This is a genomic window from uncultured Citricoccus sp. (assembly GCF_937871995.1).
In the GTDB taxonomy this organism is placed as follows: domain Bacteria; phylum Actinomycetota; class Actinomycetes; order Actinomycetales; family Micrococcaceae; genus Citricoccus.
In genome coordinates this window covers 35,103-55,742 of the sequence record NZ_CALMQR010000058.1, presented here as the reverse complement: position 1 = coordinate 55,742, position 20,640 = coordinate 35,103, and the positions used below count along the sequence as shown (strand labels likewise).

At 71.7% G+C, this 20,640-nt stretch carries 16 protein-coding genes and 2 tRNA genes; 3 read left to right on the top strand and 15 right to left on the bottom strand.

Annotated elements, in window-relative coordinates:
- Positions 1-93: 93 nt before the first annotated feature.
- From pyrH to rpsB, 3 genes are all read right to left on the bottom strand, one after another.
- Positions 94-912: a UMP kinase gene (pyrH, locus tag Q0283_RS06625; RefSeq protein WP_010142775.1), complete on the bottom strand. Its 819-nt coding sequence runs from the start codon at positions 910-912 to the stop codon at positions 94-96.
- Between the two features lie 174 nt (positions 913-1,086).
- Positions 1,087-1,923 carry a translation elongation factor Ts gene (tsf, locus tag Q0283_RS06620; RefSeq protein WP_183524222.1) on the bottom strand — a complete coding sequence of 279 codons (837 nt, stop codon included), beginning with the start codon at positions 1,921-1,923 and terminating at the stop codon, positions 1,087-1,089.
- Between the two features lie 122 nt (positions 1,924-2,045).
- Entirely contained in the window at positions 2,046-2,993 is a 948-nt protein-coding gene (gene rpsB / locus Q0283_RS06615) for a 30S ribosomal protein S2 (protein ID WP_183524220.1), read from the bottom strand.
- A gap of 373 nt (positions 2,994-3,366) precedes the next feature.
- Here rpsB and Q0283_RS06610 point away from each other — a divergent pair, with 373 nt between their 5' ends.
- Positions 3,367-3,969 (top strand): M23 family metallopeptidase, encoded by a 603-nt coding sequence (locus Q0283_RS06610; RefSeq protein WP_298043878.1) that lies wholly within the window; start codon positions 3,367-3,369, stop codon positions 3,967-3,969.
- Here Q0283_RS06610 and Q0283_RS06605 read toward each other — a convergent pair.
- A complete protein-coding gene (locus tag Q0283_RS06605; protein WP_183528216.1) occupies positions 3,966-5,096 on the bottom strand; it encodes a glycosyltransferase in 1,131 nt (376 codons plus the stop codon). The genes Q0283_RS06610 and Q0283_RS06605 overlap by 4 nt on opposite strands.
- Positions 5,097-5,424: 328 nt before the next feature.
- Between Q0283_RS06605 and Q0283_RS06600 the strand changes: the two genes are divergently transcribed.
- Entirely contained in the window at positions 5,425-6,567 is a 1,143-nt protein-coding gene (locus Q0283_RS06600) for an S-layer homology domain-containing protein (RefSeq protein ID WP_183524214.1), read from the top strand.
- A gap of 2 nt (positions 6,568-6,569) precedes the next feature.
- Here the strand turns inward: Q0283_RS06600 and Q0283_RS06595 are convergent.
- The 8 genes from Q0283_RS06595 to Q0283_RS06560 form a co-directional block, all read right to left on the bottom strand.
- Positions 6,570-6,643: transfer RNA gene (locus Q0283_RS06595), tRNA-Ile, on the bottom strand.
- Between the two features lie 81 nt (positions 6,644-6,724).
- A complete protein-coding gene (locus Q0283_RS06590) occupies positions 6,725-8,164 on the bottom strand; it encodes a lipase maturation factor family protein (RefSeq protein ID WP_183524211.1) in 1,440 nt (479 codons plus the stop codon).
- 70 nt (positions 8,165-8,234) lie between these two features.
- Positions 8,235-9,434, bottom strand: a complete 1,200-nt coding sequence (locus tag Q0283_RS06585; RefSeq protein ID WP_183524208.1) for a glycosyltransferase — start codon at positions 9,432-9,434, stop codon at positions 8,235-8,237.
- Complete coding sequence (locus tag Q0283_RS06580) at positions 9,431-10,330, bottom strand: DMT family transporter (RefSeq protein WP_183524205.1); 900 nt, start codon at positions 10,328-10,330, stop codon at positions 9,431-9,433. Before Q0283_RS06580 ends, Q0283_RS06585 begins: the two co-directional genes overlap by 4 nt.
- Positions 10,327-10,971 carry a CDP-alcohol phosphatidyltransferase family protein gene (locus Q0283_RS06575; protein ID WP_183524201.1) on the bottom strand — a complete coding sequence of 215 codons (645 nt, stop codon included), beginning with the start codon at positions 10,969-10,971 and terminating at the stop codon, positions 10,327-10,329. Before Q0283_RS06575 ends, Q0283_RS06580 begins: the two co-directional genes overlap by 4 nt.
- A 31-nt stretch (positions 10,972-11,002) precedes the next feature.
- A complete protein-coding gene (locus tag Q0283_RS06570; RefSeq protein WP_183524198.1) occupies positions 11,003-11,923 on the bottom strand; it encodes a phage holin family protein in 921 nt (306 codons plus the stop codon).
- Positions 11,924-12,202: 279 nt separating this feature from the next.
- Entirely contained in the window at positions 12,203-12,718 is a 516-nt protein-coding gene (locus Q0283_RS06565) for a ferritin (protein WP_183524195.1), read from the bottom strand.
- A gap of 53 nt (positions 12,719-12,771) precedes the next feature.
- Positions 12,772-14,220 (bottom strand): MFS transporter, encoded by a 1,449-nt coding sequence (locus Q0283_RS06560; RefSeq protein WP_183528214.1) that lies wholly within the window; start codon positions 14,218-14,220, stop codon positions 12,772-12,774.
- 186 nt (positions 14,221-14,406) lie between these two features.
- Between Q0283_RS06560 and Q0283_RS06555 the strand changes: the two genes are divergently transcribed.
- Positions 14,407-14,479: transfer RNA gene (locus Q0283_RS06555), tRNA-Asn, on the top strand.
- Positions 14,480-14,540: 61 nt separating this feature from the next.
- Here Q0283_RS06555 and Q0283_RS06550 read toward each other — a convergent pair.
- From Q0283_RS06550 to Q0283_RS06540, 3 genes are read right to left on the bottom strand one after another with little or no spacing between them, the layout of a single operon-like run.
- The gene (locus Q0283_RS06550) at positions 14,541-14,936 is read right to left on the bottom strand and encodes a hypothetical protein (RefSeq protein ID WP_183524192.1); all 396 of its coding nucleotides are present in this window, start codon (positions 14,934-14,936) and stop codon (positions 14,541-14,543) included.
- 13 nt (positions 14,937-14,949) lie between these two features.
- On the bottom strand, positions 14,950-16,122 hold the full coding sequence (locus Q0283_RS06545) for a patatin-like phospholipase family protein (RefSeq protein WP_183524189.1): 1,173 nt from the start codon (positions 16,120-16,122) through the stop codon (positions 14,950-14,952).
- Positions 16,119-20,327, bottom strand: coding sequence for a TIR domain-containing protein (locus Q0283_RS06540; protein WP_183524186.1), 4,209 nt, complete (start codon positions 20,325-20,327; stop codon positions 16,119-16,121). Before Q0283_RS06540 ends, Q0283_RS06545 begins: the two co-directional genes overlap by 4 nt.
- Between the last annotated feature and the right edge of the window lie 313 nt (positions 20,328-20,640).

Genomic DNA, 20,640 nt, shown 5'->3' with positions numbered 1-20,640 from the left:
TTCGGATGGTGTGGCCTCAATCCTAGGACACCGGTGGCACCGGATGGCCCGGACGAGGGGGGGGGACGGTGGGGATGGACGGGGCCGGTGGCCTCAGACGGTGACGGTGGTGCCGATCCGCTCGCCCAGCAGGGCGCGGGTGACGTTGCCGTCCCCCTCCATGCCGAACACCATCATGGACAGCTTGTTGTCCTTGCACATGGTCATGGCGGTCTGGTCCATCACGCGGATGTCGTTCAGCAGCGCCTCGTCGTAGGTCAGGTGCTCGTACTTCTGCGCCCCCGGGTCCTTCTTGGGGTCGGCCGTGTAGACGCCGTCCACGCCGGACTTGGCCATCAGCACCTCGTCCGCGCCGACCTCCAGGGCCCGCTGGGCGGCGACGGTGTCGGTGGAGAAGTAGGGCAGGCCGGTGCCGGCGCCGAAGATCACCACGCGGCCCTTCTGCATGTGCCGGATGGCCCGCAGCGGGATGTAGGGTTCGGCGACCTGCTCCATGTGGATGGCGGACTGGACGCGGGTATCCACGCCGGCCTGCTCGAGGAAGTCCTGGAGGGCCAGGCAGTTCATCACGGTGCCCAGCATGCCCATGTAGTCCGCGCGGCGCCGGTCCATGCCGTTCTCCGAGAGCTCGGCCCCGCGGAAGAAGTTCCCTCCCCCGACGACGATGGCGACCTCGACCTGGCCGCGTGCGCCGGCGATCTGGTCGGCGATGCCGCGCACGGTGTCCGGGTCGACGCCGACCTTGCCGCCGCCGAAGACCTCGCCGGAGAGCTTGAGCAGGACGCGGCGCTTGCCGGTCCGGCCCGGGTCCCCGTGGGTGTCGCCGGCCTGGGCCTGCTGCAGGTCCCGGGACTCGTTGAACGACGTCGCGTCACGGATGTCCGGGGTGGTGCGCTGGTCGGTGCTCTGCATGTGCGGGCCTCCTGGGCTCATCGGGGCTGGCGGCTTGCGCCGACGGAATGGTGCCGGATAGGGCAGGACAAAGGGGGTGGCCACCAGTGACTGGTGACCACCCCCTTCCAGGTCGTTCCGCGACGCGGTCGGTCCGATCCTACCGCGCGCGGTCCGTGGCCGTGTGCCGGTCGGTCAGTTGCCGACGCGGAACCGGGCGAAACCGGTGACGGCGGTGCCGGCCTCGGAGAGGACCTTGCCGACGGTCTGCTTCGGGTCCTTGGCGAACGGCTGGTCCACCAGCACGATCTCCTTGAAGAAACCGGTCAGGCGGCCCTCGACGATCTTGGTCAGGGCCTGCTCCGGCTTGCCCTCGGCGCGGGCGGTCTCATCGGCGATGCGACGCTCGTTCTCGACGGTCTCGGCCGGCACGTCCTCGCGGGACAGGTAGGTCGGGGCGTAGGCGGCGGTGTGCACGGCGACGTCGTGGGCGGCGGTCTTGGCCGCGTCCGAGTCGGAGTCGACGGCCATCAGGACGCCCACCTGGGCGGGGAGGTCCTTGGACGTCTTGTGCAGGTAGGCGTCCACGAAGGCGCCCTCCACGCGGGCGATGCGGCGCACGACGACCTTCTCGCCGAGGATGGCACCCTCGTCGGTGACGTGGTCCCCCACGGTCCGGCCGTTGTACGGAGCGGCCAGCAGGGCGTCCAGGTCGGTCGCGCCGGAGGAGACGGCGGCCTCGAGGACGACGTTGCCCAGCTCGATGAACTTCTCGTTCTTGGCCACGAAGTCGGTCTCGCAGTTGATCTCGATCATGACGCCGGCGCCGGCGGTGACGGTCGCGGCGACCAGGCCCTCGGCGGTCGCGCGGCCCTCGCGCTTGGTGGCCCCCTTGAGGCCCTTCACGCGGATGATCTCCATGGCCTTGTCGGCGTCGCCGTTGGCCTCGTCCAGTGCCTTCTTGACGTCCATCATCCCGGCGCCGGTGCGCTCGCGCAGGGCCTTGATGTCAGCTGCGGTGTAGTTCGCCATGCGGTACCCATCCTTACCTGTTGCGGGGTTATCCCGAGTGGTGTTGTGGTGGTCTGTCGGTGTCTGCCCGGGGGGCCCGGGCAGACACCGGCCGGCCCCGTACGGGACCGGCCGGTGGTGGATCAGTTGGCCTCGGTGGCCTCGGGTGCCTCGGCGGCGGGCGCCTCGGTGGCCTCGGGTGCCTCTGCGGCCTCGGCAGCAGGTGCCTCCGCGGTCTCGACGTCCTGCTCTGCGGCCTGCTCGGTGGCCGGCGCGGACTGGTCGGTGGCCGGCGCGGACTGGTCGGCGGCCTCGGCCTGCTGGGCGTTGTGCTGCTCGAGCAGTTCGCGCTCCCACTCGGCCATGGGCTCCTCGGCGCCCTGGGAGCCGGACTTGCCCTGGTTGCGGGCGATGAGGCCCTCGGCCACGGCGTCGGCGATCACGCGGGTCAGCAGGTTGACGGAGCGGATGGCGTCGTCGTTGCCCGGGATCGGGTAGGTGACCTCGTCCGGGTCGCAGTTGGTGTCCAGGATGGCCACGACCGGGATGCCCAGCTTCTGGGCCTCGTCCACGGCCAGGTGCTCCTTCTTGGTGTCCACGATCCAGACGGCGGACGGGGTCCGGGTCATGTTGCGGATACCGCCCAGGTTGGACTCGAGCTTGGTCAGCTCGCGCTGCAGCAGGAGCAGTTCCTTCTTGGTGTGGCCCGAACCGGCGACGTCCTCGAAGTCGATCTCCTCGAGCTCCTTCATGCGCTGCACGCGCTTGGAGACCGTGGAGAAGTTGGTCAGCATGCCGCCGAGCCAGCGGTGGTTCACGTAGGGCATGCCCACGCGGGTGGCCTGCTCGGCGATGGCCTCCTGGCCCTGCTTCTTGGTGCCGACGAAGAGGATGGAGCCACCGTGGGCCACCGTCTCCTTGACGAACTCGAAGGCCCGGTCGATGTAGGACAGGGACTGCTGCAGGTCGATGATGTAGATGCCGTTGCGCTCGGTGAAGATGAAGCGCTTCATCTTGGGGTTCCAGCGGCGGGTCTGGTGTCCGAAGTGGACACCGGAATCGAGCAGCTGGCGCATGGTCACGACAGGCATGTCGCTCCTTAGAGGGGTTGTCGGTTGTCGACCGGCCGTGGTGGTCCGGTCCCTGGCATGGGCTGCGGGCGAACCCGGCGCCCCCGACGCTGACCCGGCAGCGCACGCACGTGCTCGCCGGGACCGATGGTGGGGACCTGCCGTGCCATGGGCGGAGCGGACTCCGCGTGGCCGGCATCAGTCATGCGCGTAGTCAGTCGCGGGTCCTGATCGGGATCCCTCCCGGGCAGGCACACAACTGCTGGGTCAATCTTACCCCAGCCCGTTCCGTGGTCCGAACCGGGACTCCACAGCACACCGGCGGGGCGATGCCCTCCCCACCCGCGCCACCGGCCGGTGGCGGACCCGACGGCGGCGCGGGAGCGTGGTGGCCATGTCACCGCACCTGCCCCGCCCCAGACGCGCCGTCCGCAGCATCACCCCCTGCCCGATGGCGGTGCCCGCCGCCGCGGTGGCGGCCCTGGCGCTGCTCGCCCCGTCCGCGGCGGAGGCCGGTCCCGGTGGCCCCGGCGACTGGTCGGCGCCCTCCCCCGCCAGGGGGGCCTCGGCGGTGCTCCGCCCCTTCGATCCGCCCGCGGCCCCGTGGTCGTCGGGGCACCGCGGCGTGGACTGGGCGAGTCCGGACGGCGGCGTCCTGGCCCCGGGTGCGGGCACCATCCGGTTCGCGGGACCGGTAGCCGGCCGCTCCGTGGTCACCGTGGCCCATCCGGACGGGATGCTCTCCAGCCTCGAACCGGTCGACCTGGCGCCGGGGCTGGCGGTCGGCGATCGCATCGGCGCCGGCGAGCCGGTGGGCTCCGTCCAGGGTGGCGTGGGACATTGCCCGGTCGAGTGCGTGCACTGGGGCGTCCGTATTCCCGACGGCTGGACCGTGCAGGGCGCCACGTGGGACCGCTACGTGGACCCGCTGGTCCTGCTGGGCCTGTCCGGCCCCTCCGTGCTGTGGCCGGTCACGGGCGGACCACCGGTGTCCTAGGTCCCTCGGGAGCGGCGGCGGGCGATCGCCGTGGCCAGGTCCACCAGCGCACGGGCGGAGGTCTCCCAGGAGAACGTGCCGGCCTGGTCGACCGCCGCGCGGGAGGCCGCCGCGAACACCGCCGGGTCCTCGAGTTCCCTGATCCGGCCCGCCAGGAGGGACGGGGAGTCATCGGCGCCCGAGCCCGCCGCCTCCCCGGCGGGCCCGAGGGGCACGAACCGCGCGGCGCCGCCGTCGGGCCCGCCGATCTCCCGGAAGATCTCGAGGTCGGAGACCACCACGGGAGTGCCCTGGGCCATCGCCTCGGCCACGGGGAGACCGTAGCCCTCGGAGCGGGACAGGGTGACCAGGGCCGTGGCCGAGCGCAGCAGGCGCACGTACTCCTCGTCCGTGGTCCCCCGGTGGAAGACCAGGGCCTCGGCGGGTACCCGCGCATCCGCCGCGACCTGGCGCAGTTCCGCCTCTCGGGCCGCCGAGATCCTGGACAGCAGGTGCAGACGGTACCCGGGCAGGCCGGCGAGGCCGCGGATGAGCGTCTCGACGTTCTTGTAGTCCATGAACGAGCCCATGTAGACCAGGGACCGCTCGGGCCTCGCCTCCGGATCGCGGGGGGCGGGCACGGCCTGCGGGGCGTTGCCGATGATCCGGATCTCACGGCTGGTGAGCCGGTGCCGCCGCATCAGCCGGCGGCTCGTGTGGGAGACCGTGGCGACGGCATCGGCCCGGTCGAGCACCAGCCGCTGGGGCCAGTACGCCAGGTGGAAGGCGCGCCACAGCAATCGGACCGGGGCCGGCAGGTCGGCCGGCGGAGTGCGGTGCCGGTAGTAGATGAGGTCGTGCAGGGTGAGGATCAGCCCGTACTCCCGGCCGGCCGAGCCCATCGTCTGCATCGGGGAGAACACCACGTCGGGCCGGTGCCGGTTCAGCTGACGCGCGATGAACGGCTCGGCCGGGGACGTCGGGTCCGCGGCCCGCACCCAGGGGACGCCCCCGGGGAGCAGGGCGAGCTGGGCCTCGTCCGAGATGACCATGGTGACCTCGGCGAGCGGGGCGCAGGCCTCGATCAGGCTCGCGCCGTAGCGGGAGATGCCGTCATGGAAGTCGGTGCGGGTGTACCGCGCGTCCATGAACAGGCGCAGCGGACGGTTCCGGCCGGCCTCGTCCGCCGGAACACCCGAGGGCACGTCCACGGGATCGGGAACATCGGCGGTCGCGGGGTCTGGCACGGGCTCCACGCTACCGCCAGAAAGGATGCCCGGCGCCTCATCACGGTCCCATAACTCGCAGGTGACGAACAGATAACACTCAGTTACAGTAGGTCACGGTCAGGCAGACATTCGCCGGATCACTTGGAGTTATCCATCGCCCCGCACCGGGCACCACGCGCGCTTCCCTGGACTCATCGTCCTCGCGGTGGACAAGAAAACATCGCTCGCATCCAGCTAGGGGACACCTGTGCCTACATCCCACAGCCGGTCCGGTCAGCACCGGTCCGCACGCACCCGCCTGACCGCGGCCGTCGCCGCCGTGGCGACCGCGGCCGTCGTCGCCACCGCGTCCCTGGCCGGATCCGTGGCCACGGCCGACCCGGCCTCGGCCGGCCAGTCCTGCGGGCGCGCCGACTTCGCGGACGCCCCGCGCGGGTCCGGGTTCTACCAGGCCATCTCGTGGATGGCCTGCGAGAAGATCTCGGTGGGCTACGCGGACAACACCTTCCGCAAGAACAAGGCCGTCACCCGCGGGGAGGTCGCGGCCTTCCTGTACCGACAGGTCACGCCGTCGCACCCCAAGTCCACCGCGCGCTACTTCACCGACGTGAACCCCGGCGGGGCCAACTACCAGGCCATCACCTGGTTCGCCCAGGATGGGATCTCCGTCGGCTACCAGGACCGTACCTTCCGGCCGAACCAGCCGGTGACGCGCGGTGAACTGGCCGCCTTCCTGCACCGGCTGGCCGACGAGCCGGCCGCCGGCGGGGCATCGTTCCGTGACATGCGCCCGGGCGCGGCGTTCTCCGTCGCCTCTGCCTGGCTCCGGACGCGGGGCATCACCTCGGGCTACGGCGACGGCACCTTCCGGCCCGGCAATGACATCACCCGCGCCGAGACCGCGTCGTTCCTGTACGAGGCAGCCGGCGCCCTCAAGGGCCGCGGCAACGTGGTGACGCCCGCCCTGCGGCCCCTGGACGAGACCCGGGCCTCGTCCACGGTGGCGACCTGGAAGGCCAAGGCCGTGAACTGGGCCACGACCAAGGCGAAGAGCACCAAGACCTACTACCAGTACGGCGGCAACGGGCCGTACGCGTTCGACTGCTCCGGGTTCACCACCGGTGCCTTCTCGGCCGGGGGGGCGTCCCTGCCACGGAGCTCGAAGTCGCAGTACACCGCCGCGGACTCGAAGGTCCCGCTCTCCCGCGCCAAGCCCGGAGACCTCGTGTACTGGTCCAACAACGGCTCGAGTTCCGGCGTCTACCACGTGGCGATCGTCGTGGAGGGCGGCAAGATCGCCCACGCCCGCAACCCCACCTCGGGCGTGACGCTCACGGACCTGGACTACAGCCCGGCCAACATGCTCCCGCAGGCCGGCCGCTTCGACTGAGGTAGGGCGTGCGGGACTTGAACCCGCGACCCAGGGATTATGAGTCCCCTGCTCTGACCAACTGAGCTAACGCCCCGCGGACCGGGGATGCCGGTCGCACAGGGACCCATCCTAGCGGCGCTCCGGCCCCGGGGCGCTCCGGCTCACCGGTCACTGCTCACCCACGGGCGGCGACGGGCCCGATCACGGTCCGGCCCCCCTCGCGCACCCAGTAGGAGCCGTCTGCGCGGCGTTCGGCGCGCGTGGCGAAGCGATACCGGAACGTCCGCACGCGGATGAGGGAGGGCCGGCGGCCGGCGAAGGGGTCGTGCCGCAGCAGCCGCAGCGTGGCGGCGTCGGCGGCCAGCAGCCGCGCCAGCAGGGTGAGGAACCAGCGCTGGTGGATCCCGGACAGCGGCAGGAACCACATCATCCAGTCCAGGCGCAGGTGGTACGGGGCGAACTGCCGCGGACGGCGCCTCAGGTCCCCGGGCTTGCCCTTGAACTCGTAGGCCAGCCAACGGTCCTCGGGGGGCGGTGCGTCCTCGGTGCCCTCCTCCGTTCCCTCGATGACCACCTCGACCCTGGTCCTCGTCACCGTGCCGAACGCCCCGTAGGCATTGCCGATCTGCCAGCGGTTGAAGGACGCGTTCATTAGCTGCCGGGACGAGAACAGGTTCCGCAGCGCCGGGACGGAGGCCACGGCGATCCCCACACACGCTGCCAGCACGATCACGGTCCAGTACGGCGGCGGGTCCGCCACCGTGCCCAGGTCCTCCGGCAGCGCGGGGATCACGGCATGGATCGCCCGGTCACCCAGGGCACCGCAGGCCAGGATGATCGTCGCCCAGTTCAGCCACGCATAGTTCCCCGTGGCCACGAGCCACAACTGGGTGAAGACGATCACGGCGGCGCCGATGGAGGCGACCGGTTGCGGCAGGAACATCAGGAACGGCATCGCCAGCTGGGTCCCGTGGTTGCCGATGACCTCGCAGCGGTGCCACCAGCGTGGCTTCAGGTGGGCCTGGCGGCTGAGCGGGTTGGGCATCGGCTGGGTCTGGTGGTGGTAGTCCATCGCGGTGAGGTCCCGCCACTCGGCCCCGCCGCGCAGCTTGATCATCCCGGCACCGAATTCCAGCCGGAACACCAGCCAGGCGACCAGCAGGATCACCGGCAGCAGCGGAGCCGTCCGGTCGGAGCCGAGCAACCCGGCCATCACCCCGGCCTCGAGCAGGAGCATCTCCCAGCCGAAGCCGTAGAACACCTGCCCGATGTTCACGATCGACATGTACAGCCCGTACAGCACGAGGAACCCTGCCAGCGGCACCCAGGGCGGTCCGGACTGCGGGATCCCGGCCACGAGCCCGGCGGCCAGCACCATGCCCACCACGGCGACCCCCACCAGGCGGCGGTCCGTGTAGCCCCAGCGGCGGAAGACCGTGGGGCCACGCTGCCGGCCGGCGGCCAGGACCGCCGTGGCGGGCAGCAGGCCGTGCTCGCCCAGCAGGGCCCGGAACTGGTTGAGGGTGGACCAGAACGCGATGAGGTACAGGACCGCCACCCCGCGCTGGACGATCTGGCGGGCCCATTCCGAGTCGGTCGCGAGCCACCACTCCACGGTGTGATCCTAGGCTCCGGCGGCGGCTGCCGGCACCTGCTGGTGAGCGCCCCTGCGTCCGGGCCGGCCGTCAGAGCAGGGCGCGGACCTCTTCGGGGGTGGCCCCCCGGTAGAGCATCTCGAACAGGTCGATGGTCTTGTCCTGCGAGTGCCGCACCGCACGGTCGTGGGAGGCCCGCCCCATCCGGGCCAGCTCGTCGTCACAGGCGGTCAGCACGGCCGTCAGCTTCTCGGCCAGGTCCTGGGGGTCGCCGGGGGCGAAGAGGTATCCGTTGTCCCCGTCGGTGACCAGGTGGGGCAGCGCCAGGGCGTCCGCCAGCACCACCGGCTTGGAGGCGCTCATGGCCTCGAGGGAGACCAGCGACTGCAGTTCCGCGGTCCCCGGCTGGCAGAAGACGTCGGCGCGCAGGTAGGCGGTGTGCAGCTCGGCGTCGGAGACGTGGCCGAGGAAGTGCACCCGCTCCCCCAGCCCCAGCTCCTCCACCAGGGCCCGCAGCGGGCCGCGCTGCTCGCCGTCGCCGACCACCTCGAGGTGGGCGTCGAGCTGCGGGTCCAGCAGGCCGATGGCGCGGATCAGCACGTCCACGTTCTTCTCCACGGCCAGCCTGCCCACGAACAGCACCACCGGGTGGCCGGGACGCTCCACGGTCTCCCCCGGGGCGCGCTCATAGGCGGCGGAGTCGATGCCGTTGGAGATCGGCAGGACGTGGTCCAGGCCGGCATGCTCGGACATGGTCCTGGCGGCCAGCCCGGTGGGCGTGGTGACGGCGGCCGTCTTGCGCATCAGCCGGCCCATGTCCCGCCAGGAGTTCTTCGAGACGATGTCCCGGAACCACTGCGGGAACGGCAGGAAGGGCTCCAGGTTCTCCGGCATGAAGTGGTTGGTCGAGATGGTGCGGATCCGCCGCTTCTCGGCCTCGTTGATGGCGGCCTCGCCGATCATGTAGTGGCACTGCACGTGCACCACATCCGGACGGATCTCATCCAGCAGTGCCCCGATGGACCTCCGGGCGTGCCACGGGAAGACCAGGCGGTAGTACTCGTGCGTGGGGGCCTTGACGGACTGCAGGCGGTGCACGGTCGCCTCGTCGTTGACCTGGACGGTGTCCGGTCCGGCGTCGTTGCGGGCCGCCATCACGTGCACCTCGTGGCCACGGGCGTGCAGGGCCCTGGCCAGGCGGAAGCAGAACACGGAGGCTCCGTTCACGTCCGGCGGATAGGTGTCCGCTGCGATGAGGACCTTGAGCGGGCGCTCCGATGATGCCGTCACGTGGATGGGGCTCCTGTCTGCTCGCGTCGCTGGATCACGTCCGGATGGTGCCGGGCGAGGACAACGACTCCGAGCGTAGCAATGGCACCGGCGGCGGCCATGCACCAACCCACCCACCAGGGAAGACCGGGTTGCAGCTCGCCCAGCACGATGATGCCGGTCAGCACGCCGACCATGGGGTCGATGACGGTCAGCCCGGCCACCACCAGGTCCGGGGGTCCGTGCTGGTAGGCGCTCTGCACGAAGTAGACGCCGATCCCTCCGGCCGCGGCGATGACCCCGAGGTGGAACCACGGGATGCCCAGCAGCCCACCGGCGTCGCCGCGCAGGAAGTGGATGGAGCCGAGCCGGACGAACACCGCCACGAAGCCGAACAGCACGCCGGCGCCGATGATGTAGCCGAAGGCACTGGGACGGCGCAGCATCACCAGGGCGGCGACCGCGCACAGCACGGTGGCCGTGATGGCCACCACGGCGGCGATCCGCTCCTGGTCGACGGTGGGGGCCGGGTTCTCCTCGGTGGCGACGATCGCCACCAGCACGAACGCCGCCGAGCCGGTCACGCACGCGATGATCCCCCAGATCGTCTCCCGGTTGAGCCGGAGGTGCTGGATGCGGGCATGCAGCAGGGTGGTGATGACGACGGCGATCGCCCCGATCGGCTGTACCACGGTCAGCGGCGCGGTGGCCAGGGCATAGACGTTCAGGCCGATGCCCAGCAGCATCAGTGCGCCGCCGGCCAGCCAGGTGCCGGAGGTGAACAGCCTCAGCAGGCCCGAACGGGGGTGCAGTCCCAGGTAGGCCTGGTGCTTACGCACTCCCGCGGCCTGGCGCTCGCTGCCCAGGGCCAGGCAGAAGGCTCCCGCCAGGGCGGCCGCGATGGACAGCCACTTCACGCGCTCGCCCAACGGGTGCGGTCGCGGGGGTCCACCCCGGCCGCGCGGAGCCGGCGGAACTTGCGCACGCAGCCTCCGATGTAGTCGACGGCGGCGCAGACGTGGCCCACGCAGCCGAGGACGAGCACCACGGTGGCGATCACGGTCAGCGGCCCCTCGGCCAGGCCGGGGACCTGCGCCAGCAGCAGGAGGGGGGTGCCCACGAGCAGCAGCGCGGTACGGACCTTGCCCAGGACCGTGACCTCGAGTTCGGGGCTGCCCCGGAACAGGGCCAGCGCCGTGAGGCCGAGGACGACGTCCGGCAGGACCAGGGACACCACCAGCCACCAGGGGGCGATGCCGGTGGCCACCAGCGTGACCGCCACGACGGCCAGGGACAGCCGGTCGGCCACCGGGTCCAGCCACTGGCCGACCGTGGAGATCTGGTTGTAGCGCCGCGCGATGTACCCGTCCACCCAGTCCGTGCTGGAGAGCACCGCGAGCACGATGAATGCGGCCAGGTACTGTTCCGAGACCACCAGCCAGACGAAGACCGGGACCAGGCAGAACCGGAGGATGGTGATGACGTTGGGGACGGTCCAGATCCGGTCGGTGACCTCGTACTCGATGTCATCGCGGTGCCCCGCACCGATCAGACGCAACGTGGACCCCCGTGCGGTCGTGGTGAGCGGGTTACTTCTTGAGCTGGCGGGCGAAGACGGCGATGGCGGTGGACGCGGCGCCGAGCAGCGCCAGCGGCTGCCACTTCTCCCGCACGTACTCGCCCACGTTCTCGCCGGCGTCGTGGACGGTCTGTCCCGCGCGGGCACCGGTGTGGTGGGGTGCGGTCGGCGAGGTGGGGTCCTGGGCGTCCGGGCCGGCGGGGGCCGGACGGCCCCGGAACTGCGAGGTGAAGCTGGAGAACTGCGCCTTGACGTCGGTCTTCTCCTCGAGCCCGGACCGGATGTCCCCCAGGTGCTGGCGGCGCAACTGGGTGCGGCGGCGCAGCTCGGCGTAGGACGGGTCCTGGGCGGTGGCCTCCTTGGGGGCCTCGCCGCGCTTGCGGGCCGCCTTGGCCTCGGCCTCGGCAGCCTTGCGGCGCTCTTCCTCCCGGGCCTGGGCGATCCGCTTCTCCTCGGCCCGCTGCGCCTCGAGCCGGTCGAACTCGGCCGGGTCGAAGGCGTTGCCCTCCTTGAGGTATCCGAGGTCGTACTTGACGCCCTGGATGGTCTCGGCGGGGACCAGGGGCATCGCGGCCTTGATACGCAGCGCCCCGATCCCGAGGAAGACCAGCGCGACGACCAGGGCGCCGGCGGCGACCATGAGCGCGGAGAACCAGATCGGCCGGTCCTGGGCGAAGCCGCCGATCATGGCCACGATCAGGGCAACGGCCATGATGAACAGGAAGACGAGCCCGACGACGGCCAGCCCGGCACCGATCCCGGCCGTGACGCCCTTCTTGCCCAGCTGGCCCTTGACCATGGCCAGCTCGTCCTTCAGCTGCAGGGGCAGCAGGCGGAAGCCGGTGGAGACCAGTTCCGTCAGCGAGCTGGAACGGGTCTGGTCGGAGACGCGGGGGGACCCCTTGGGGAGCGTCGGTGCCTGATGGGCCATTGGAGCGTGCCTTCCCTCTGGTCTGCGGTGGGTCTGCGGTGGGTCTGCGGTGAGACTGCCGCCGTGCCTGACGAGCAATCCTGAAGTCCATCACACCCGGGCAGCCCGGGCAGGTCAAACCTACCACCGCGGCACGGAGCGAAAACCGTTCCGTGCACGTCAACGGCCAGTCACTTGACTTTTCAACTTTAGGGCGTAGGTTCGGGGCGAAGCCGGCGCCGCCCCATCCCCCTCAGGCGGCGCCGGCCCTTCTCGTGCCCGCCGGCGTCTCAGGCCGGCTCAGCTGTGGTGCTCGCCCCCGCCGGAGCGCGAGCCCAGCTCGGCATCCAGCCGGAGCAGCCCGGAGCCGTCGTCGCCGATCAGCCGGATCCGGCCGATGATCTCGCTGACCGTGGCCTCCTCCTCGATCTGCTCGTCGACGAACCAGTTGAGCAGGGGGCGCGCGTCGAGGTCCCCGGCGGCCTCCGTCTCGCGGTACAGGTCCCGGATCGCGTTGGACACGCGCTGCTCGTGGGCCAGGGAGGCCTCGAACATCTCCAGCGGGGACAGGCCCGGGTTCACGGCCGGGGCGTTGATGGCGCCGATCGAGGCGTGGTTGCCCCGGTCCACCACGTGGTCGATGAACTTGTGGGCGTGCACGATCTCCTCGTCGGCCTGGTGCCGCAGCCAGGACGCCATGCCGGTCAGGTCCTGCTCGTCGGCCTCGATGGCCAGCTGGCGGTAGACCAGGGAGGCCTCGAACTCGAGGGTGATCTGTTCGTTGAACTTCTTCTCAAGGTCTGCGGTGAGCTTCATATGCTCACAGTAGGACCCCCCTCAGGCCCGTGTCATCGCAGGCAAGCCTGTCCTCACAGCGGGTGATTGGACTCGTGGGCCCCGGCCGGCGTGCCCGGTCCGTGGTGGCGCAGCAACCGTCCGGTGACCAGGGCCGTGAGGGCGACGATGACCGCGACCACGACCAGGATGGTGAGGAAGGCGGCGTCGTAGGCGACCCCGGCGGCCGCGAGGATGCCGGGGTCCCCCTGCGCGGCGTCCACCGCGCCGATGAGGCTGTCCGCGGCGGCCGCGGGGGCGTCGTCGGGCAACCGGACGAACCGGGCGTACAGCCCGGTGGCGAGGCTGCCGAGCAGGGCGACGGCGAGCAGGTTGCCGAACTCGTAGGAGACCTCCTCCACCGAGGAGGCCATCCCGGCCTGCCGGGCGGGGACGTTGCCGATGATGGCGGTGGAGGCGACGGACATGGTCAGCCCCATCCCGACGCCGGTGACGACGAGCCCGGCCACGAACAGCCCGAGCGGCCCGACACCCCCGAGCCGGGCGATCACCAGGCCGAGCGCGGCCAGCCCCAGACCGCCCGCGACGAGGACCCGCAGGCCGAGGCGGTGCAGGGTGGCACCGCCGGCGAGCGAGGCCGGCAGGGAGCCCAGGGCCATCGTCGCCACCAGCAGGCCGGACTGCAGCGGGGTGAAGCCGGCCACGAGCTGGTAGCGCTGGGTGGTGACCAGCTGGACCCCGCCGATGACGAACATCGAGCACGCGGCCGCGATGACCCCGGCGCTGAAGGCCCGGTTACGGAACACCGCGAAGTCCAGCACCGGATGCTCGAGGCGCCGCTGGCGCCTAACGAAGAGCCAGCCGCCGACGAGACCGACCCCCACGGCCGCCGCGAACCGCGGCCAGGAGGGGTCCGGGCCGGTCGCCTCCTTGATGGCGAAGACCGTGCCGGTGAGGGTGAGCATCGCGTCCACGGAGGACGGCGCGTCCCACCGGGTGGAGCGGTCCGGCCGGGGACGCGGGGCCACCCACGGGGTGAGCACCAGGGCGACCAGCACCACGGGGACGTTGATGAGGAAGACCGACCCCCACCAGAACGCCTCCAGCAGCACCCCGCCGACGATGGGACCCATCGCCGCGGCGACGACGGAGATGGCACCCCACACCGCGACGGCGAGGTTGCGTTCGCGGACGTCGTCGAAGCCGATGCGGATCAGGGCCAGGGTGGCCGGCATCATGCAGGCCGCACCCACGGCCAGCAGGGCACGGGCGGCGATGAGCACGCCCACGGCCGGCGCGAAGGCCGCCACCACCGAGGCCGCGCCGAAGACGACGAGGCCGAGGAGGAACAGCCTGCGGTGGCCGTACCGGTCCCCCAGCGTGCCGGCGCCCAGCAGCAGCCCGCACATCACCAGCGGATAGGCGTTGAGGATCCACAGCGACTCCGATGCGCTCGCCCCGAGCTCCTCGGTCAGCGTCGGCAACGCCGTGTAGAGGATCGTGTTGTCCAGGGTGATCAGCATGACCCCGGCACTCACCGTGGCCAGCAGCAGCCAGCGCCGCAGCGGCGACAAGGGGGTGGTGTTCACGGGGGGACTCTAGCGAAGAGCAGCCTCCGGGAACGCCGATTTCGTTCTCGCGCGGAACTTGGGTACAGTGGATCCCGCTGTCCGGCTGTTCATCCCCCGGGGTGGACCGCAGGCCAACGGTCCCCCGTAGCTCAATTGGCAGAGCATTCGACTGTTAATCGAAGGGTTACTGGTTCGAGTCCAGTCGGGGGAGCTTCACCGGAGAGGCCCTCGTCCCGCAGTGCGGGACGAGGGCCTCTCGCGTGCGCCGGCCCCTAGTCCTCGTCGTCGGGTTCGTAGAGGGACTCGAGCGTCTCCGGGTTCATCGCGTAGGCGTCGGTGCCGTCCGCGTTGTTGGACACCACATAGTCCCCCCGCCCGAAGTGCGTCCAGCCCTCCTTGGTCTCGACGCTGCCCTCCTCCTCGGCGCGCTCGACCCACACGGGCGTGATCTTGCGGTACTGGCCGTGACCGACCCTGCGGTAGGTGGCCGCGAAGACGTCCGCGTCCACGGTGCGGATGTCCCCGTCGTCGTCCACGAGCCAGTCACCGGCCTTGCAGTACTGCTCGGCCCCCCACTTGCGGTACCGGAAACCGGGCATGTCCAGGCGCAGGGGGACGGCGACGACGGTCCGCTCCGGCCGTGGCCGGTACCGCTTGCGCTCGGTCATGGCACGCCCCCGCTCAGGGGTCCGGGACCAGGTCGAAGACCGGCCTGAAATGGCCGGGGTCGACGTCGCGCTGCCCGGCCAGCAGGCCGAGCCGGTGCAGCAGGGGCATGTTCCCGGGCGCGTCCAACCGGCCCAGGGACTCGATCCTGCCCGTCGCGGCCGCCGAGTCGTCCAGGGCCAGGACGCCGTCCGGGCGCAGGTCGACGTCGTAGCGCAGGTAGCTCAGGAGGGGACCGCCCGGGACGGTGTCGCCGCGCAGGTCACCGAGCTCCTGGTCGATCACTGCCGCGGTGGGACTGTCGGACATCCACTGGAGCAGTGCCCGCTGCTGCGCCGCGCAGTCCTGCATGACGGAGGACAGCGCCTGGAGCGCATGGTTGACGGCGAGCCTCGACCTCTTCCTCGTGGGATCCCTGGAACCGGTCCCGACCGAGACGAGCAGCAGCCTGTCGCCGCCCGTGGGCCAGCCCACGCGGTATCCCTCCAGGGTGCAGTACACGAAGGCCAGCAGGGACGGGTCGTTGTAGGGACTGGCGCCCCCGTCGACGAAGGTGCCCACCACGGGCCTGCTGCCTGCCGCGCTCGAGATCGTGATGGTCTCCGGCTCGAAGTAGGACGGGGCGGCCGTCGAGGCGCGCACCACCTGCCACAGCAGGTAGTCGGCGTTCCGGGCGCTTCCCTCGGACTCCGTGCTGAAGTACTTGCCCCGGGGGTTGTTGCCCAGGGGCCAGACGCTGCCGGTGTCCAGGCGCTTCGTGACCACCAGCAGGCCGGTCAGCAGCCTCGGGCTGCCCAACGTCGTGTCCGCGCCCAGCAGCTCCTTGAGCTCGGAGTTCAGGATCCGCTTGTCATACCTCGCCCGGAGGAGGCCCTCCCGGAGCAGGCTCCTGTTGAACAGCCGTCTGCCCAGGGCCAGGTACCTCTCGCGCAATTGGGCCACGCTCCAGCCCTGGGCCAGGGCGGCCGCGATGATCGCGCCGGTGGAGGTCCCGGCCATCAGGTCGAAGTAGTGGCACAGCCGGAACTCCGGGCCCGCACCGTGGCGTTCCCGGAGCAGGTCCTCGATCCGCTCCAGGATCCCCAGGCTCAGCACGCCCCTCAGCCCACCGCCGTCGAGGGTCAGGATGCGCTTCGGCCTGCCGTCGTTGCGGAAGTGGTCGTCCCGGCTCAGCTCCCGGACCGTCATCCCCCGGCCTCCTCCGACGCCTCGCCCGCCGGGTCCGGCACGGGCAGGTCCGGGCAGGTGGCGACATAGTCGACGTCCGGGGAGACCGACTCCAGCCACTGGTCCCGGCTCAGGTTCTGGGTCAGCTTCGAGCACAGCGCCCCGGGGGCGTCCGGCGGCACGGGCCAGGTGCGCACGGTGCGGTCCCAGCTCCCCGAGACCACCGTGGCGTTGTCCGGGGTGAACGCGAGACCGTCCACCACGTCCCAGTGGCCGATGAGCGGGTTGCCGATCGCCGCACCGGTCCCGGCATCCCACAGCCGCACCTGCCAGTCGTCCCCGCCGGAGGCCACCCGGCGGCTGTCCGGGCTGAAGGCCACGGACCGCACGGCGGCCTCGTGCCCGGCCAGCCCGGGGCCCTGCTGCCGACGGCTCCGGGCGTCCCACAGGCGCACCATCTTGTCCTCTCCCCCCGAGGCGATCAGGGCCCCGTCCGGGGAGAACGCCACGTCCAGGACCGCCTCCCCGTGCCCGGACAACGGCTCCGCCGCCGCCCGTCCCGTCTCGACCTCCCACAATCGCACCGTCCCGTCCGCACCGGCCGAGGCGGCCAGGGCCCCGTCCGGGGAGAACGCCACCGCGTTCACCGCGCCCTCGTGGCCGGCCAGCGCAGGCCCCCGTTGCCGACGCGCCGCCACGTCCCAGAGCCGCACCGTCTGGTCCGCCCCCGCCGTGGCGATCAGGGTCCCGTCCGGGGAGAACGCCACGTCCAGCACCGCCCCGTCGTGCCCCGCCAGCGCGGGGCCCAGCTGGCGGCGGGTGGCCACGTCCCACAACCGCACCGTCCGGTCCGCGCTGGCCGTGGCGATCAGGGTCCCGTCCGGGGAGAACGCGACCCCGTGCACGACGTCCTGGTGTCCGGCCAGTGATCCGCCCACGGGCTGTTCAGTGCCGGTGTCCCAGAGCCGGACGATCTTGTCCACGCCGGTGGAGGCGATCAGGGCCCCGTCGTCACTGACGTCCAGGTCGAGGACCCACAACCCGTGCAGCATCGGCACGGGCGCCCGCGCGTCCCACACGCGGACCGTCCCGTCCCCCATGCCGGACACGATCCGCTCACCGTCCGGGCTGAACGCCGCGCTGAACACCTCGTGTCCGTGCCCCGTCAGCGGATCACCGATCGACTGGCCCGCCGCCGGGTCCCAGAGCAGCAGGTTGTAGTCGGCGCTCGCCGAGACCAGTCGCTGGCCGTCGGGGCTGAAGGCCACGTCGGAGACCCAGTTCTTGTGCCCGGTCAGCGGTGCTCCCACCGGCCGGGCGGAATCCGCGTCCCACAACCGCACGGTCCGGTCGTGCCCCGCCGAGGCGATCCGTTCACCGGCCGGGTCGAAGGCCACCGCGTGCACGGCCCCGGCGTGCCCGGTCATCGGGGCGGCGACCGGCTGGCCGGTGGACGCGTTCCACAACCGCACGGCGCCATCGTCCCCACCGGTGGCGATCAGCCGGCCCGCCGGGCTGATCGCCACAGCGTTCACCGGACCCTGGCCGATCATCGGTTCACCGAGCGGTCGCGCGGAGCCCGCGTCCCACAACCGCACGGAACCGTCCGCGCCACCGGAGGCGAGGCGCCGCCCGTCCGGGCTGAACGCGACCGCCCGCACGGGCTGGCCATGGCCGGTCAGGGGGCCTCCCACCGGCTGGCCGGTCCCGGTGTCCCACAACCGGACCGTGCCGTCGTCGCCGGCCGAGGCGAGGCGCCGCCCATCTGGACTGAAGGCCACCGCCCGGACAACTCCCGCGTGTCCCAGCAGTGGTTCTCCGGCCGGCTGGCCAGTCCCGGCATCCCACAGCCGCACGGCTCCGCCGTCATCACCCGAGGCGACGAGGCGCCCGTCCGGGGCGTACGCCACGTCCCGCACCGGGGACCCCACGGGGATCATCTTGTACACGTCGTGCTGGACCACCACGGAGCTGGCCAGGGCCCGGTCCCCCTCGGTGGTCGGCATCAGGGCCCGCGACGCCAGCATCTGCTGCATGCCCAGCAGCTCACCCCCCGGCCTGGCACCGGCCAGCCGCGCCTGGCCCTCGGCCGCCAGCATGAGCGCCGTGGTCTCTCGCGCCCGGTCGGAGGCCTCGCGCATCGCGGCGACGGCCAGCACGAAACCGATGACGGCGGCCAGGGCGACGACGGCGGTCCCCGCCAGGACCGCCCTCAGGATGCGCGACCTGCGACGCAGGGTCGCGGCATGGGCCTCCGCCACCTCCTGCTTCTCCCGCGCCGCGTGGAGCTCGGCGGCCTTGTGGCGCTCCTCCTGCGCCATCCGCTGGTACTCCCGGGCCCGGGACGCGAACAGGAAGTCCATCGTGTGGGACAGACGATCCCGGAAGCCCGGTTTCGCCACCATGGACTCGGCCCGCTCGAGGCGTTCGCCCTCCAGCAGCCACGAGGGATTGCGCTGGTTCTGTTCCCAGGCGGCGGCGGCCCGCTCGAGGTTGTCCGCCTCCTTGAGGTCCCCCCGCTCCGCCTCCAGCCATCCGGCCAGCTCCCCCCATTGGCGCAGCAGGCTCTCCAGCGCCACCTCGACGAAGACCTCGCCGTCGCGTTCGTCCTGGACCAGCAACCGGGTGGCCACCAGGGCGTCGATCTCCGGGCGGGCGTCCGCGGGCAGGTCGGAGAGCCGTGCCACCCGCCGCACGGGCTGGTCGTTGTCCGGATTGATGGTGGCCAGCCAGGGGATGAAGGCCGACCGCAGTCGATGGAGCTGCGACTTCCGCACCACGGGGTCCCGCGCCAGCACCGCGTCGACCTGGGTCTGGACCACCCGGCCCATCCCACCCATCGCCTCGTATCCGTCCAGGGTGAGCTGACCGGTGTCCCCGTAGTCCTCGTACAGTCGGGCGAGGGTGAGGGAGAGCAGGGGCAGGCTGTCCGCACCGTGTGAGCTGTCGCTCTGCAGCCGTTCGACGAGGTCGGCCTGGACAACCAACGCCCGCCCGGCCGCGGTGGAGCGCGCCGCCGGCCCCAGGATGACCTCCCGGAAATGGGCGGGGGGCATGGGCCGCAGCTCATCGAAGACCACGCTCTTCAGGTCCGACAGCTGGGGAGCGTCCTGCAACGACCCGAAGAAGTCGGTGCGGATCGTGCAGGCCGCCACCATCCCGCGTGCGGCCCCGTCCCCGGGGCCCAGCAACTGGGCCAGCAGCGAGAGGAACCGCGGGGCCTGGGGACCGGCGTCCGCGCTGAACAGTTCCTCCGCCTGGTCCAGGGGCAGGACCACCGTGGGCAGGGGCGTCTGCTCCGACTCGTCGAGGAGGCGTTGGCCCGCGGTCTGCCGGGCCTCCGCGAGCAGTCCGGTCAGGAAGGCCGCGTCCGCGCGCAGACAGGCCTCCTTGATGTCACCCAGGGCGGGATGGTTCAGGCCCAGGCCGATGCGCAGGTGATGGATTGACCGGGCGAGGCCCCGGTCCCCGGTGAGAGCGTCCCGGCCGGGGCGCACGATGCCGGCCACCAGGAAGTGCCGGTCGTCGCGCCGGATCCGCGGCAGCAGTCCCGCGCGCAGGAAGGAGGACTTGCCCACCCCGGAGGGGCCCAGCACCACGAACAGCGACTCGATCCCGGAGGCCCGCATGCCCCGCAGCGCGTCCATGCCCCGGATGATCTGTGCGTCCCGGCCGAAGAACACGGCCGCGTCGGACTCGTCCAGCGGCTCCCACCCCCGGTAGCAGGCCCGCTCCGGATCGTCCGGCGGGGGCCAGGCGAACTGGTCCGCGCCGATGCCGGCCCGGCGCAACCCCCGGTAGAGCCGCCGGAGCCCGTCCGTCTGGAAGCACACGGACCGGCCCGCCTCGTCCACGGGGATCTCGGTGGCCGGGCCATCGCCGAACAGGTCGCAGTGCTGCCACTCCCCCGTGATCCCCGCCGTGTCCAGGGGTTCGAGCCGGGCGCACAGGATCAGCTTGCCCAGGGTCTCGGCCGTCCGGTACTCGGCCAGGCTCTCGCTCGAGTTCTGCCAGTGGGCGGAGAGCAGGCAGAGCACGACCTCACACCGCTCATTGGCCTGGCGCAGCGCCCGCTTCCACCGCTCGCCGGGGGCGATGCCCGTGTCGCGGTCGAGGTCCAGGAAGATCTCGTCGGCGAGCCCGGGGTCCTGCTCCACGAGCCAGCGTTTCAGGGCCACCGCCTCCGCGGAATTGCGGCTCGAGTGGCTCAGGAACACGCGGGACATCAGAGCGCTCCCGGGACGCGGTGTCCCGCGCGGCGAACGGCACGCGCCGTCGTCGTCCGGCAGAACCCCTGATGAGACGACGGCCCCCACCGGCCGCGGCCCGACCCCCAGTCCATGGCGTCCATGCTCCGCCCGTTTCCGCGGCGCGGCAAGGCGTGGGCGTCTGCGCCGTCACCCCGGGGAGGACCCCGGGTACACCGTCTGCGGTAGCCGGGAAATACCTTTTCGAGCCGACGCTTTCCCCGGCCGATCGGACCACCATTGATGACACAGGGCATCCAGGGTTCCGATCGGCGGAACGCCCCTTGAGGAA

Bases quoted from the DNA above. Each gene is read 5' to 3' on its own strand.
- Q0283_RS06570 (WP_183524198.1), bottom strand. From the start codon at position 11,923: ATGGCCCATCAGGCACCGACGCTCCCCAAGGGGTCCCCCCGCGTCTCC.
- Q0283_RS06545 (WP_183524189.1), bottom strand. From the start codon at position 16,122: ATGACGGTCCGGGAGCTGAGCCGGGACGACCACTTCCGCAACGACGGC.
- tsf (WP_183524222.1), bottom strand. From the start codon at position 1,923: ATGGCGAACTACACCGCAGCTGACATCAAGGCCCTGCGCGAGCGCACC.
- Q0283_RS06560 (WP_183528214.1), bottom strand. From the start codon at position 14,220: ATGCTGATCACCCTGGACAACACGATCCTCTACACGGCGTTGCCGACG.
- Q0283_RS06550 (WP_183524192.1), bottom strand. From the start codon at position 14,936: ATGACCGAGCGCAAGCGGTACCGGCCACGGCCGGAGCGGACCGTCGTC.
- Q0283_RS06540 (WP_183524186.1), bottom strand. From the start codon at position 20,327: ATGTCCCGCGTGTTCCTGAGCCACTCGAGCCGCAATTCCGCGGAGGCG.
- Q0283_RS06605 (WP_183528216.1), bottom strand. From the start codon at position 5,096: ATGGACGCGCGGTACACCCGCACCGACTTCCATGACGGCATCTCCCGC.
- pyrH (WP_010142775.1), bottom strand. From the start codon at position 912: ATGCAGAGCACCGACCAGCGCACCACCCCGGACATCCGTGACGCGACG.
- rpsB (WP_183524220.1), bottom strand. From the start codon at position 2,993: ATGCCTGTCGTGACCATGCGCCAGCTGCTCGATTCCGGTGTCCACTTC.
- Q0283_RS06610 (WP_298043878.1), top strand. From the start codon at position 3,367: ATGTCACCGCACCTGCCCCGCCCCAGACGCGCCGTCCGCAGCATCACC.
- Q0283_RS06565 (WP_183524195.1), bottom strand. From the start codon at position 12,718: ATGAAGCTCACCGCAGACCTTGAGAAGAAGTTCAACGAACAGATCACC.